This is a genomic window from Stenotrophomonas sp. 63632_Sma (assembly GCF_056482875.1).
The window spans coordinates 2,402,671-2,416,682 of sequence record NZ_CM151220.1; the positions used below are offsets into that span (position 1 = coordinate 2,402,671).

The 14,012-nt window shown below is 65.2% G+C and carries 10 protein-coding genes; 7 read left to right on the forward strand and 3 right to left on the reverse strand.

Annotated features, from left to right (window positions below; all coding sequences use genetic code 11):
- The first annotated feature begins 57 nt into the window (after positions 1–57).
- The 7 genes from ACZK45_RS11195 (at position 58) to ACZK45_RS11225 (ending at position 9,066) form a co-directional block, all read left to right on the forward strand.
- Positions 58–1,497 (forward strand): polysaccharide lyase 6 family protein, encoded by a 1,440-nt coding sequence (locus ACZK45_RS11195; protein ID WP_478444638.1) that lies wholly within the window; start codon positions 58–60, stop codon positions 1,495–1,497.
- Complete coding sequence (locus tag ACZK45_RS11200) at positions 1,494–3,722, forward strand: oligoalginate lyase (RefSeq protein WP_478444639.1); 2,229 nt, start codon at positions 1,494–1,496, stop codon at positions 3,720–3,722. Before ACZK45_RS11195 ends, ACZK45_RS11200 begins: the two co-directional genes overlap by 4 nt.
- Positions 3,719–5,023 (forward strand): MFS transporter, encoded by a 1,305-nt coding sequence (locus tag ACZK45_RS11205; protein WP_049461096.1) that lies wholly within the window; start codon positions 3,719–3,721, stop codon positions 5,021–5,023. Before ACZK45_RS11200 ends, ACZK45_RS11205 begins: the two co-directional genes overlap by 4 nt.
- Before the next feature lie 60 nt (positions 5,024–5,083).
- Positions 5,084–5,836: an SDR family NAD(P)-dependent oxidoreductase gene (locus ACZK45_RS11210; RefSeq protein WP_125893112.1), complete on the forward strand. Its 753-nt coding sequence runs from the start codon at positions 5,084–5,086 to the stop codon at positions 5,834–5,836.
- A gap of 21 nt (positions 5,837–5,857) precedes the next feature.
- The gene (locus ACZK45_RS11215) at positions 5,858–7,045 is read left to right on the forward strand and encodes a GDSL-type esterase/lipase family protein (RefSeq protein WP_478444640.1); all 1,188 of its coding nucleotides are present in this window, start codon (positions 5,858–5,860) and stop codon (positions 7,043–7,045) included.
- A gap of 10 nt (positions 7,046–7,055) precedes the next feature.
- Positions 7,056–8,075, forward strand: coding sequence for a sugar kinase (locus ACZK45_RS11220; RefSeq protein WP_125893108.1), 1,020 nt, complete (start codon positions 7,056–7,058; stop codon positions 8,073–8,075).
- 61 nt (positions 8,076–8,136) lie between these two features.
- Positions 8,137–9,066: a DUF6708 domain-containing protein gene (locus ACZK45_RS11225; protein ID WP_125893106.1), complete on the forward strand. Its 930-nt coding sequence runs from the start codon at positions 8,137–8,139 to the stop codon at positions 9,064–9,066.
- Between the two features lie 58 nt (positions 9,067–9,124).
- Here the strand turns inward: ACZK45_RS11225 and ACZK45_RS11230 are convergent, their stop codons facing one another.
- The 3 genes from ACZK45_RS11230 to ACZK45_RS11240 all read right to left on the reverse strand — a co-directional run bounded on the left by ACZK45_RS11230 (position 9,125) and on the right by ACZK45_RS11240 (position 13,969).
- Positions 9,125–10,576 carry a S41 family peptidase gene (locus ACZK45_RS11230; protein WP_478444641.1) on the reverse strand — a complete coding sequence of 484 codons (1,452 nt, stop codon included), beginning with the start codon at positions 10,574–10,576 and terminating at the stop codon, positions 9,125–9,127.
- Positions 10,577–10,662: 86 nt separating this feature from the next.
- The gene (locus tag ACZK45_RS11235; protein WP_478444642.1) at positions 10,663–12,237 is read right to left on the reverse strand and encodes an alpha/beta fold hydrolase; all 1,575 of its coding nucleotides are present in this window, start codon (positions 12,235–12,237) and stop codon (positions 10,663–10,665) included.
- A gap of 247 nt (positions 12,238–12,484) precedes the next feature.
- Entirely contained in the window at positions 12,485–13,969 is a 1,485-nt protein-coding gene (locus ACZK45_RS11240; protein ID WP_478444643.1) for a S1 family peptidase, read from the reverse strand.
- Between the last annotated feature and the right edge of the window lie 43 nt (positions 13,970–14,012).

Sequence of the window (14,012 nt, forward strand, 5' to 3'; positions counted from 1 at the left end):
GAAGTGGTATGCAGACCAACCCTGAAACGACGGCCCGGCCGTCTCTGGAAGGATTTCATGCGCATTCGTCCGCTTGCTCGATATCCGCTCAACAATCCATCACTGTTTTGCCTGACCACTGGTCTGGCAATGTGCCTGACCACTTCAGCGGCAAGTGCAGCCAGCTGGCTCGTCCACGATGTCGCTGAGTTCACTACCGCCGCCTCGGCGCTGCAGCCCGGCGATGAGATCGTGTTGGCTGACGGCACCTGGACCGACGCGCGGTTGCTGCTGAAAGGCCAGGGCACGGCAGCCACGCCGATCGTGTTGCGCGCGCAGACCGCCGGCAAGGTCGTCCTCAGCGGACGTTCGGACCTGCGCCTGGCGGGCAGCTACCTGCAGGTGTCCAACCTGGTGTTCCGCAACGGCTATACGCCGGGTGATGCGGTGGTGGCGTTCCGCGAATCCAGCAAGGCGGTGGCCCGCCACAGCCGGGTGACCGGCCTGGTGATCGATGACTACACCAACCCCGATGCCAGCGACCAGGACTACTGGGTATCGCTGTATGGCAGCAACAACCGGTTGGATCACAGCCAGCTGCGCGGCAAGACCAACGCCGGGCCCACGGTAGTGGTGGTGCGCGATGCCACCCAGGGCCTGGACAACCAGCACCGCATCGACCACAACTGGTTCGGACCGCGCCCGGCGCTGGGCGTCAACGGCGGCGAAACCCTCCGCGTCGGCACCAGCGACACTTCGTTGAGCGATTCCAACAGTACGGTGGAGAACAACTGGTTCGAAGGCTGCGACGGCGAGACCGAGATCATCAGCAACAAGTCCGGCGGCAATACCTACCGCGGCAACGTGTTCTACCGTTCGGCCGGCGCGCTCACGCTACGCCATGGCAACGGCAACCGGGTGATCGACAACGTGTTTCTGGGCGACGACAAGGCCGGCACCGGCGGCGTGCGCATCATCAATGCCGACCAGACCGTCAGCAACAATTACTTCGAACGGCTGGCCGGCTCCAGCAACCGTTCCGCGCTGGCGGTGATGGACGCGCAGGCCGATCCGCCGCTGTCCGGCTATGCGCCGGTAGTGAATGCCACGATCAGCCGCAATACCTTCGTGGACGTGGCGAAGATCAGTTTCGGCGTCGGCCATGATGAAGCCAAGGGCATCGTGGTCGCCGCCAGCAACAGCCGCTTCAGCGCCAACCTGATCGTCAACCGCACCAGCAGGAACCCGCCGAATGCCGCCAGTTCGCTGGCCGGCATCGACTTCAGTGGCAACGTGCAGTCACCGGCAGCCAGCACCGTATTCCCGGGCGGCGTAGAGGGGCGTGGCGTCAGCCTGCAGCAGGCTGCCAGCGGATTGTGGGTGGCCGCGCCCGCCCTGCCCGCCGTGGGCGCCGATCCTGCCCTGGCGATGACCGCGCGCGAGGCGACCGGCGTCGACTGGTATCCCAAGGTGGGCGAAGTTGCCCTGTCACGCACCCGCAATGGAGTTGATCGATGAGGTTGCAGCCGCTGTTCGTCTCCCTGGCCCTGGCCACCCCCTTTGCCCTGCTGCCGGCCGCGCCGCTGTTCGCAGCCCCCGCTGCCGCAGCGAGGCAGGCCGACACCGCGCCGGTGCTGGTGACCGCAGCGCAGTGGCAGCGGATGGCCAGCGAAGGCGGCCGCTACCCGTGGTTCGCCAAGGAACAGGCGCGCACGGAAAAATCGCTGAAGAAGATGATGAAGGCCGGTATCGACGTGCCGGTACCGAAGGACAAGGGCGGCGGCCGCACCCATGAACAGCACAAGCGCAACTACCAGGCCCTGATGGCGGCCGGCACCCTGTACCGGCTGACCGGCGACAAGGTCTATGTCGACTACGCGCGCGACATGCTGCTGCAGTACGCCAGGCTCTACCCCACCCTGGGCCCGCACCCCGAAGGCCGCGGACAGATTCCAGGCCGCGTGTTCTGGCAGGTGCTCAACGATTCGGTGTGGCTGGTCAACGCCATCCAGGGCTACGACGCGATCCGCGACGCGCTGTCCGCCGAGGACCGCGACACCATCGAATCGAAGGTGTTCCGGCCGATGGCTGAGTTCCTCGTCAGCGAGCCGAAGAACTACGACCAGATCCACAACCACGCCACCTGGGCGGTGGCCGCCACTGGCATGACCGGCTACGTGCTGCGCGACCCTGAGCTGGTGGAGAAATCGTTGCGCGGCAGCCAGAAGAACGATCAGTTCGGCTTCCTTCGCCAGATCGACCTGCTGTTCTCGCCCGATGGCTATTACGAGGAAGGCCCGTACTACCAGCGCTACGCACTGGCACCGTTCCTGCTGTTCGCCAACGCCATCGAACGCAACGAGCCGCAGCGCAGGATCTTCGCGCGCCGCGACGGCGTGCTGCTGAAGGCCGTGGATGTGCTGGTGCAGTCCAGCTATGACGGCCTGTTCTTCCCGATCAACGATGCCATCCTGGACAAGGGCATCGATACCGAGGAACTGGTGGCCGGTATCAGCATCGCCTATGCGCGCACCGGTGACGACCGCCTGTTGTCGGTGGCCCAGCAGCAGAAACGCCTGCTGTTGTCCCCCGAGGGACTACAGGTGGCGCAAGCACTGGCCGCCAACAAGGCCAAGCCCTTCGATTACCGTCCGATGCTGCTGCGCGATGGCCCGGACGGCGACCGCGGTGGCCTGGCGATCCTGCGCATGAACGGCGAACGCGGCCAGGCGCTGGTGCAGAAGGACACGATGCAGGGCATGGGCCATGGCCACTTCGACAAACTCAACTGGCTGTTCTACGACAACGGCAATCCGGTGGTGACCGACTACGGCGCTGCCCGCTTCCTCAACGTGGAAGCCAAGCGGGGTGGCATCTACCTGGCCGAGAACCGCAGCTGGGCCAAACAGACCGTGGCCCACAACACCCTGGTGGTGGACGAACAGAGCCACTTCAAGGGCGACTGGAAGCGCGGCGAGGAGCATGCCCCGCAGGTGCGCTTCTTCCAGGCCGATGCCGATACCCAGGTTGCCTCGGCGACCATGCGCGATGCCTACCCCGGCGTGGTGTTCACCCGCACCCAGGCGCTGCTGCGCCACCCCGACCTGGGCCTGCCGGTGGTGCTGGACCTGCTGCAGGTGCACGGCGACAAGGCCGCGCGCTACGACCTGCCGCTGCACTTCAACGGCCACATCGTCACCACCGGCTTCGAGGCAGAACACTTCCCCACCCAGCGCCCGGTGCTGGGCAAGGACAACGGCTACCAGCACCTGTGGCTGGATGCACGCAGCTCGCCCGGCAGCGAACCGCGTTCCCTGGCGTGGCTGCTGGATGGGCGCTTCTACACCTACCGCTTCGGCAGCAGTGCGCCTGCGCAGGCGCTGCTGGTGGAAAGCGGTGCCAACGATCCGGAATTCAACCTGCGCCGTGAACCGGCCCTGCTGCAACGCGTGGACGGCCAGAAGGACGTCACGTTCTTCAGCGTGCTGGAGCCGCATGGCGAGTACAACGGCACCGCCGAGTACGTGCACGGTGCGGACAGCCGCATCAAGGACATCGTGCGCAGCCGGGGCAGCGATGCAGAGGTGATCGAACTGCGCCTGGCCAGCGGTGCACGCATCGCCCTCGGCGTGGCCGACGACAGCAGCGCCAAGGGCGAACACAGCGTGATCCTGGACGGCCATGCCTACCGCTGGAGCGGCAGCCATGCACGCATGGACCGCAGCAAGGGTGACGGAAAATGAACGGCCCTGCCGTGGTGGCCAACCTGCGCAAGGTGCCGGTGCGTTCAGCAGTGCGCTGGTTGATCGTGGGCCTGATCGCAGTCGCTACGGTCATCAACTACATCGACCGCAATGCACTGGCGGTAATGTGGCCGGAAATCGCCAGGGAAGTAGGCGCGACCAAGGACGACTATGCCCTGCTGGTAACGGTGTTCATGCTGTTCTACGCCGCCGGCCAGTTCCTGTTCGGCCGCCTGTTCGACATGATCGGCACGCGCCTGGGGTTCGCCCTGTCGATCAGCGTGTGGTCGATCTCGATCGCGCTGCACTCGATCACCCATTCGATGCTCTCCTTCAGCCTGGTAAGGGCGATGCTCGGCATCAGCGAAGCGGGTGCGTGGCCCGGCGCGGTCAAGGCCAATGCCGAGTGGTTCCCTGCGCGCGAACGCGCGTTGGCGCAGGGCGTGTTCAACGCGGGTGCGTCGATCGGCGCGATCGTCTCCGCACCCGCCATCGCCGGCCTCTATCTGTGGCTGGGCTGGCGCGGCACCTTCGTGCTGGTCGGTGCGATCGGCTTCCTGTGGCTGCTGCCGTGGCTGTTTGTCTACCGCGCCGGGCCGGACAAGCATCCGTGGGTGAGCGATGCCGAGCGCCGGCTGATCCAGCAAGACCAGGCCGGGCAGCAGACAGAGGCGGCGCCCAAAGCCAGCGTGCGCGAGCTGCTGGCCCATCGCCAGAGCTGGGGCATGCTCGCCTGCCGCTTCCTGCTGGATCCTATCTGGTGGCTGTTCGTGTCCTGGCTGCCGATCTATCTCGCTGAAACCTTCGGCTTCGACATCAAGCAGATCGGCCTTTTCGCCTGGGTACCCTTCGTCGGCGCGATGCTGGGCAGCCTCAGTGGCGGCTGGCTGTCGGGTCGCATGATCCGCGCCGGACACAGCGTGGACCGCGCCCGCAAGCTGGCCATCACCCTGGGGTGCGTGATCATGGCCCCTGCCCTGCTGGGTGCTGTGCTGGCCAACCAGCCGCTGCTGGCAGTGCTGGCGATCGCTGCGGTGCTGTTCGGCTTCCAGGTAGCCATCGGCAACATCCAGACCCTGCCCGGCGACCTGTTCGACGGCCGTTCGGTGGGCACGCTGGCAGGCCTGGGTGGCCTGGCGGCGGTCGCCGGCACCTTGATCACCACCTGGCTGGTGCCGGTGCTGACCCGCCATTCCTACGCCCCGATCTTCATCCTCGTTGCCGCGCTGGTGCCGCTGTCGCTGGCTGCGCTGTGGTGGTGGACCGGACCTATCCAGAAGCTCGACCGTCGCGGCGGCTGAGCCTGGGTCTCCTTCTTTTCCAAGTACATCCATTCCCCCGCAAACCAAGGAGTTTTCCGCATGTCGTTCCAGGACAAGGTGGCCATTGTCACCGGTGGTGGCCGCGATATCGGCCGCGCCGTTTCGATCAAACTGGCTGCCGCCGGTGCACGCGTCTGCATCAACTACGCCCATGATGAAGCCAGTGCCCAGGAAACGCTGGCACAGATCCAGGCGGCCGGTGGCCAGGCCATCGTGCATCGCGCCGACGTCACCGATGCCGCCGCCGTGGCCGGCCTGGTCGCTGCGGTACAGGCCGCGTTCGGCGAGCGTATCGACCTGCTGGTTAACGTGGCCGGTGGCATGGTGCAGCGTCGGCCGCTGGCCGACATCGACCCGGCGTTCTTCCACGCCGTGATGGACCTGAATCTGACCTCGACCTACCTGACCACGCACGCGGTGGTGCCGCACATGCGTGACGGCGCGGCCATCGTCAACTTCGCCTCGCAGGCAGGTCGTGATGGCGGCGGCCCGGGGGCATCGATCTACGCCACCGCCAAGGCGGCAGTGATGACCTTCACCCGTGCCATGGCCAAGGAGCTGGGGCCGAAGGGCATCCGCGTGAATGCACTGTGCTGCGGCATGATCGCCACCCGCTTCCATGATGAGTTCACCAAGCCGGAAGTGCGCACGGCGGTTGCCGGCGCTACCCCGCTGCGCCGCCAAGGGGCACCGGACGAAGCCGCCGACGCTGCTGTATTCCTGGCCTCGGATGCGGCGGCGTTCATCACCGGCACGAATCTGGACGTCAACGGCGGCACCTACTTCTCCTGACACCTGACCGGACTCCTGCCCATGCAGCGCTGGACACTTCTGTTTTCATTGACGCTCTGCTCCGCCATGACGGCGCCCGCTGTGTGGGCCGCACCCGTGTGGGTCACTGCCTGGACGGCCGCGCCCGCGCCCGACCGCAAGGACGGAACGTCCGATGCGCCGGTACAGTTCGCCGCACAGACCGTGCGCCAGGACATGCGTATCGGCAGCCGTGGCGATGCGCTGCGGCTGCGCATCAGCAACGAGCTCGGCACGGCGCCCTTGCGGGTCGAGGACCTGCGTGTGGGAGTGAAGAACGGCAAGGCCGCACCGCTGCCGGCAACGGTGGATGGCCGCGCGGTCATCGAGGTGCCGGTGGGTGCCGCGCTGCTGAGCGACCCGGTACCGATGCCGGTGGCGGCGCTGCAGGAGATCAGCGTAACGGCCTACTTCCCGCAGCCTACCCATCCCGCCGTGCGCCGCACCGAAGTGCGGGTAGCGGACGGCAGGCAGACATCGGTTGCCGACAGCGTGCGGCTGAGCTACCAGCAGAACGTGTTCTCGGCAGTGATGGTGCAGCGTGATGATCGTCCCCAGGTAATCGTGGCGCTGGGCGATTCCATCACGGAAGGCGCCACCGCACGTCGCGGCACCTTCAACCAGTGGCCGGAGCGGTTGGCGCAGCGCCTGCAGCAGGCCTGCCCGAACCGGTTCGTGGTACTCAACCAGGGCATCAGCGGCAACAAGCTGCTTGACCATGGCCGCAGCCACAGTGCGCTGTCACGATTGGATCGCGATGTGATCGCGGTGGCCGATGCCGATCAGGTGATCCTGTTCGAAGGCATCAATGACATCCGCCACGGCGGTGGCGCGCAGCCGCTGCCTGGACGCAATGCGGCGGACATGCTGCTGGGCTATCAACAGGTTGCGGCGCGGCTGCATGCGCACGGCATCCGCGCCTGGCTGGGTACGTTGACCCCGTTCGGCGGTTCCGAGCGCTACGAGCCCGTGTCCGCCGCCACCCGCACCACGATCAACCAGTGGGCACGCGGCGGCAACAGCGGCTTCGATGGCATCATCGATTTCGATGCCGCACTGCGTGACCCGAAGGCAGCCGAATCGTTGCCCAACGAGATCACCCGCGACCATCTGCATCCCAACGACGAAGGCTACCGGCGCATGGCCGATGCCATCGATCTGCGCATGCTGGGCTGCACCACCCCCGAGTGAGAGAGAACCGATGAGCCGCGTCGTTTGTTTCGGTGAGTTGCTGCTGCGCCTGGGCGCACCCGGTCGTGAACTACTGCTGCAGACGCCGCAGCTGCAGGTTCATGTGGGAGGCGCCGAGGCCAATGTGGCGGTCTCGCTGGCCAGCCTGGGCCACGATGTGCAGATGGTCAGCACAGTACCCGGTAACGCGCTGGGCCGGCATGCCGTGGCCGAGCTGCGGCGGCATGGCGTGGGCGTGGCCGGCGTGCGTGAAGTGGAGGGTGACCGCATGGGCCTGTACTTCCTGGCGACCGGTGCGGTGCAGCGCGCCAGTGAAGTGGTGTATGACCGGGCCGGTTCTGCATTCGCAAACAGCAGCGCCGAGGATCATGCGTGGCCCGCCCTGCTGTCCGGCGCGCACCTGCTGCATGTCTCGGGCGTCAGCCCGGCGCTGGGCGCCAACGTGGCCGAGTCGGTGCTGGGTGCCGTGCGTGCGGCTCGCGCGGCCGGTGTGCAGGTGTCTTTCGACGGCAATTACCGTCCCTCACTGTGGCGACGCTGGGATGGCGACGCAGCGGCGATCCTGCGCGAGCTGTTCGCCGAGGCCGACATTGCCTTTGCCGATCATCGGGACATCGAACTGGTGCTGGGGCTGCACTTCGCGCAGGACGACGCGGTCGCCCGAACCGAAGCCGCTGCCGCCGCTGCCTTTGCCGCGTTCCCGCACCTGCGGTGGCTGGCCTGCACCCAGCGCGAGGTGATCAGCGCCGACCATCACGTGCTCGGTGCGCTGCTGCTGGGACGCGATGGAACCCGCGCGCAGGCCCCTCCGAGGCCGCTGCCCGGCATCGTTGATCGCATCGGCGGTGGCGATGCCTTTGCCGCCGGCGTCCTGCACGGATTGCTGTCCGGTCTGGACGCAGAAAGCACCGTCCGCTTCGGACTGGCCGCGGGCGCGTTGAAGCACGCTGTTCCCGGCGACTTCAGCCCTGCCCGCGAAGCTGAAGTCCGGGCACTGATGGAGAGCCACCCGTTCGACGTTCGTCGCTGATCTCCCCCCGGGAGAATCCCGCTAGAATCCAACGGGCGCCGGAATCGCGCAGGGATCGCCCATGGATTACACCGGATACACGCGCAAGTTTCCCAACAACCGCCCACTGAATGCGTTTGATCGCGAGCACCGCCTGCTGCAGAAGAAGCGGCTGGATGTCGTGCCGCTGGCACAGCTGTGCGTGGTGAAAATGAATTCGAACGGCCTGGTTTCGGTGGATCGCTGGTTCGCCGCGCGTGGCTTTGCAGCCCTGCTGGGCGCGATCGGCATTGCCTTCGGGCTGGGCGGCGTGCTGATGCTGCTCTGGTTGCTGATCGTGAACAGGCTACCCAACGAAAATGGCCTGTGGGAGGCGATATTCATCGGCATGGCGATGCTGGCCGCCTTCACTGCAGCGAGCATCTGGGTGGCTTGCCTCGAGCTGTTCCGCTGGACCTACTATCCGATCGCGCTCGATCGCAAGCACCGGCAGATACACGTGTTCCGGCTGGATGGCACCACCCTCAGCGTGCCCTGGGACCAGGTCTATTTCACGCTTGGCCGCGGAACCGGAACCTTCGGATGGTACAACTGGGATGTCCGCGGACTGATCCTGGACGCGGATGGCGTCACAGTACGGGAGACGTTCGCGTTCTGCATCGCGACCTCTCGCATCGAGAACGCACATGCCCACTGGGAGTTCCTGCGGCGCTACATGGAAGAAGGACCGGCAGCCGTCGTGGACGCGGTGCACTGCTGCATGCCGCTGGACGGCAAGCGCGAGAGCTTCGCGTCCGGCAAGGAGCGAATCTTCGCCGAAGACGCGCAGCTCCCGGGTTTCATGTGGCTCACGATGCTGCCACTCAACTACCTGCACACGATCATGCGCTGGGTGGTGATGCAGACCAGCAGGATTCCGCAGTTTCCACCGGACATCGAGGCGCGCCTGACACCGGACGCCGGTGATCCCTGTGTCCGCGACGCTTCGATGAATCCACCGGACCTGCGCTGACCCAGCGTTGCGTCCGGCAACAGCACGTGGGAATCCCGCGTCATGGGCAGGTGCGTCCTCACAGCGCCAGCAGCCACGCTTCCAGTGCGCGTGTGTCCCGCATGTCGCCGTCAAAGCGACGATCCGGAACATGCGGTTCATTGGAACCGCGCACCCGGCCTCGGAAAACCTTCATCGGTACGGAAATCCTGGCCAGGCCGCTCGGCAGCCGCTCCGGCCTGACATCCATGTAGAGGCTGTCGGCCGAAGTCTCGACGCCGACCTGCATCGCGCCCAGCCGTTTCCACAGATCCAGTGCATCGAGGCAGGCCGAGCCGCAGGAGGCATCGGCCACGATCACCACCCTGCCCCTGCGCAGCGGAGCGGCCGGGCCTGCGGTTGCAGCTGTATCTGCCCTGGCCTCGGATGGCTCGCGCCACACTGCCTCACCCCGGCCGCGTGCCCGTGCCATGCCCGTCGTCACCGATTCCAGCATGCGACGCAGCTCTGGCGACGCGTCGGGCGCCTGCACCAGCTTCTGCAGGAAGCCGCGCAACTGGGCGATGTTGGCCTCGGAGGTCCGCCACTCCACCCAGCTGGGATCGGACAGCGCGTCCACGGCGGCACGGCCCCAGATCAATCGCGCCAGTTCGATGCTCCATTGCGAAGCACCGCCACTGTTGCCACGCACATCCAGCACGACCGACGGTGCCTGCTGCAGTGCTGCGGCTTCTGGAGCAAGCTGCTCGAGCAGCGCGGTCAGTTCCTTGAAGTTCTGCTCCGTAGGGTCGGCATTGAAGCTGCTGGTGGTGATCCAATAGCCACCGCCTGGCATCGTGTGCCAGCCATTGGCCGGGCGGAAGCTGCGCCGGGTATCGGCCAGGCGCGCCTTGCGCTGTGCCGCCTGCAGTGGCTGCCACTGCAGCGCGTAGGGCTTCTCGCGTCCATCCACCTGAAAAACGCAGCTGCGCAGCGTGGACACGAACGGATTGCCCTGCTCCAGCAGCACTTCGCCGCCACCCTGGATGCGGCTGGCCTGCAGGTTCCAGCGCCCGCTGAAGTCACCCACCCGGCGCGCAGCCAGTGTCTGCGCATCGATGCCGTCACAGGACAGCAATCGAGCCCCCAGCGGCGGATGGCCCGGACCACCGTCCACGGTCATGACCACCTGCGCATCACCGTCGAAACCGGTCAGGAACCCCGGCCACTGCGTTGGAAGATCGGGAGCGTCGGCAAGCGCGTTGAGGCTGACGTGACCGTCATTGAAGGAGGCTGCGTAACCCTTCATCGCCCACCAGTAGCCTGCGAAGCTGTCGACATTGGCCGCGCGCGAGCGGGCAAGCGCCGAGGCGGCCTCCAGCTGCGGAACGAAACCCGGATTCCGCAGATCCACGGCGCCCGGATGGCTGCCGCGCATGGCGGCGTCGGCAGCGTCCAGATCCTTCAACAGCGTGTCCGACCAATCGCTCGGCGCGCCTTCCGCGGTGGGCGCCGCAAGCACCGCACCGAGCAGCAGCCCTGCAATGACCATGGATTCATCCCTTTGCCGGAACAACGCCAGTCTCGCAGTTTTCCAGCCTGGCGTACCGCGCCCGCCGCAACGAGCGCGGCCTTCCATCAATGCAGCGGCAGCTTCAGCATCGACGGCGCGTTCGCCGGTGAACTGAAGGTCACCGTGCCACCCAGCTGGCTGATGCCCGCGTACCGCAGGTCCACGCTGTCCACCACCAGGGTCAGGCGGCTGCCGGCCGGAAGGTTCCAGCTGCTGGCTTCCAACCGCAGGTCGATGGTCTTCGCCTGCCCCGGCGTGGCACCACGCAGCGTATAGGGCTTGTGGCTGATCAGCTGGCCGTTGCCCAGCACATCCTCGGCGTACAGGTAGGCGTACAGCGTGGTGTTGGCGCGGCTGGGCGTGACGGTCAAGCGTACCTCCGGCGTTCCATCCAGGCGCTGCGCACTCCACTGGATCGGCCCCTGCCAGACACCTGCGGCGTTGCGGCCCACGAAGGGCACATAGGCGCCCAGCGGCAGGTTGATCATCTGCAATGCACCGGAGGCCATCGCCACGCCGGAATTGGCGGCGGTCAGCAGCCCGCTGCCGATCCGGTAACTCCAGCCGGTGCTGCTGCCGCTCGCGACCAGGCCGCCCGTGGGCAGCAGAAGTCCTTTGGGTGCGCTCAGCGCATAGCTGACAGCGCCGGCATTGGTCGCCTCCCAGTTCGGATAGGTACTCCAGCTGCCCTTCTGCGATTTCAGCTGTACTGCAGGCTGGCGATCGATGCCATTGGCTTCACCCTTGAGGTAATGGTCGAACCAGTCGCCCACCGAATCGTAGACCTCGTTGGGAACACCCAGAGCGCCAAAGGCTTCGTTGAGCGCATGATCGCCATGGCGCAGCTGCAACTGCTTGGGGCCTTTCAACCGGGTGAAGAAATCGACCAGCTGGCCCGGCGGGAACAGGCTGTCGTTGAAGGCGTTGGCGAGGAACACCGCTGGCTGGTTGGCGTTGATCTCATCGATGCTGGACCCGGGGCTGCGCTGCGCCGCCACCGGCAACAGCGAATCCACCGCGCCCTGGTAGTTGCCGACCAGTACATTGCGATTGATGGTCGTCAGTTCCGGTCCCGGGCGGCCGGTGGCCAGGCCGGCTGCCACCAGCAAGGCGATGCCCTGCGCGCTGGGGGTGTCGTTGCTGTACAGCGAGGCCTGCAGATCGGCCCAGCCACTCAGCGCCGCCACGGCCTTGATGCGTGGATCGCGCGCCGCCGCCAGCAGGCTGGTGCCTGCGCCGTAGGAGATGCCCGAAACACCGATCCGGGCCGGATCGGCGCGGGTGTTGTCCAGCGCCCAATCAATCAGGGCGCTGACATCTTCGACCGTGGCTGGCCCTGCGATGTCGATGCTGCCGCCGGACTCCCAGAAACCCCGCGAACTGTAGCTGATCACCACATAGCCGCGCCGCGCCAGCGACTGCGCCACCCCCACATACTCCACGCTCGGTACCGCCCAGCTGCTGGGCATCACCAGCAGTGGATAGCGCCCGCTGCCCGCGTCCTGCGGTTCGATGACGAAGGCCCCGAGAGGCGTTCCATCCCAGCTGGGAATGGTCCGGTGGGTGGTCTTGACCGTGGCGGCCCAGGCGGTGGGCGCCAGTCCGGTCAGCAGGATCAACAGCAGCAATACCTTGCGCATCGTCGTCTGTCCCCGTCGGTGGTGGTGCAACGGGTTGGACCGTACCAGTGCGAATGGTGGGTGGCACCTTGCGACGCAGCATGACGAATCGCGGCTTCACGCGGATCGAGACTGTGACGCTCCTTCTCACTTAAGGATGGATGGACGTCAACATGCCTCATTCCCCATCAGTGGCGGTGAGACACGGCGGCGCAACGGCGACTTTCAACAGGCCCTTCCAGTTGAGTGGACGAAGCGAATGCCAACATCAGAAGACAGAGCAATTGACCTTGTGTTCCACCGCTGAAGTTTCCAGACCGGACGCATCCTTGAGCGAGCTCTGCAGGATGGCGGTAATGGGTGGGCTATCCCACCAGAGTCCTTCGATGAGCGCACAGGACCAGGCGTACACAAATGGCGTCTGGGTCTTCTCAGGGAAGTCGAAGGACCACGTTCCGCATGGCTGCGACGGAAGGCAGTTGACAGAGGTGATGGAGAGCGTCAGCGGAAACTTGGGTTTACCCCGAAAGTCGATCTCCACGGGAATGTTCGATGCATAGCGCCCTGACACTTCGTCGATTTTCTCGATATCGAACGATTCGGTGAGTACGGTCAGACCCAGGGACGAGATGCGCTCGATGGGCATGTAGAACAGATCATTCCTGTAAGCCGTTCCCGTGTCGCCGCGCCCGTGGATGATGCCGACCGCTGCGTTCCCTACGAACACCGGGCCACCGCTGTCGCCTCCTACTGACATCGCATCACCTGTCGTGCTAGTGGCGCGGATGTAATTGCCGATCGCATTATTATGGTTCGAGTGCGAATTCTTGTCGATGATCGTGCCGCACATGTAGCTGCCGGCATATCCGCTCTTGCAGACTGACGCGCCCACTGGAAGAAAAGTGGATGGCAGGGTGCTGGTAATGTCCAGTGTCGGAGTCGGCCCGGCAACCAGCTCGATCTGATTCTTCTGAGCATGGCGTGCGCCCGAACTCGGCTCTTTGTGCCACTGTACATCGTAGTCCCCTTGATTGTTCTCGGACTGGAATACAAGTGGTGAAGAAAGGCCAACGTAGGTTGCCACGTTGTCGCAGTGACCGGCAGTTGTAATGCCAAGATCGTTATCGGCATCAAAGACGTTGAAGCCAGTGGTGCAGCGTTGGGAAGACCCATTGATCCGGTGCCCTCCGGAAATAGTGGTGGTCTCCACAAAACCGGTGGTGGGCAATAGCTCGACGAAGTCAACTGCGCGTAGTAGACGCCACATTGCACGGGTTGCTCTGTCAACATCCTTGACGTGGAATGTGACCATGGATCGCTTGATGTCGATGCCCGACATAAACTCGATGCCTGCGGAGCGCAACTGTGCGTCTCCTTCGTCTTGCACCGCGTGCATCATCTCCATTGATTGAGGGGCGATCACAGCTGTATAGCGTGAATCCGTCGTGAAACTTCGCAGGGTCTGTACCGGCGTGGAAGTGAGTTTCACCACTACGCGGAAGTCAGGCACATGCTCGATGTAAAGACCCGCAAACGTCTCAGGATGCAGGGCCTGTAACTGTCTTTCGAGCTGCCCCGCCCTCATCGTAGCCGTTTGTCGCTGGGCCGCTTCCCTTTCTGTCACGCCATAGGCGCGCGAATAGGAGTAGATCGTTGGATCGATATCGCCGGATTTGGCAGACACCGAAAAGCCCAGTGTCGTCAGAAGCAATCCCACCAGCCCACGCATCTTCCTCCAGCGTTGCTTGTGCATCGTCCGCTCCTCTTTTCTCGAAACGTGGAACATCATCATCGCG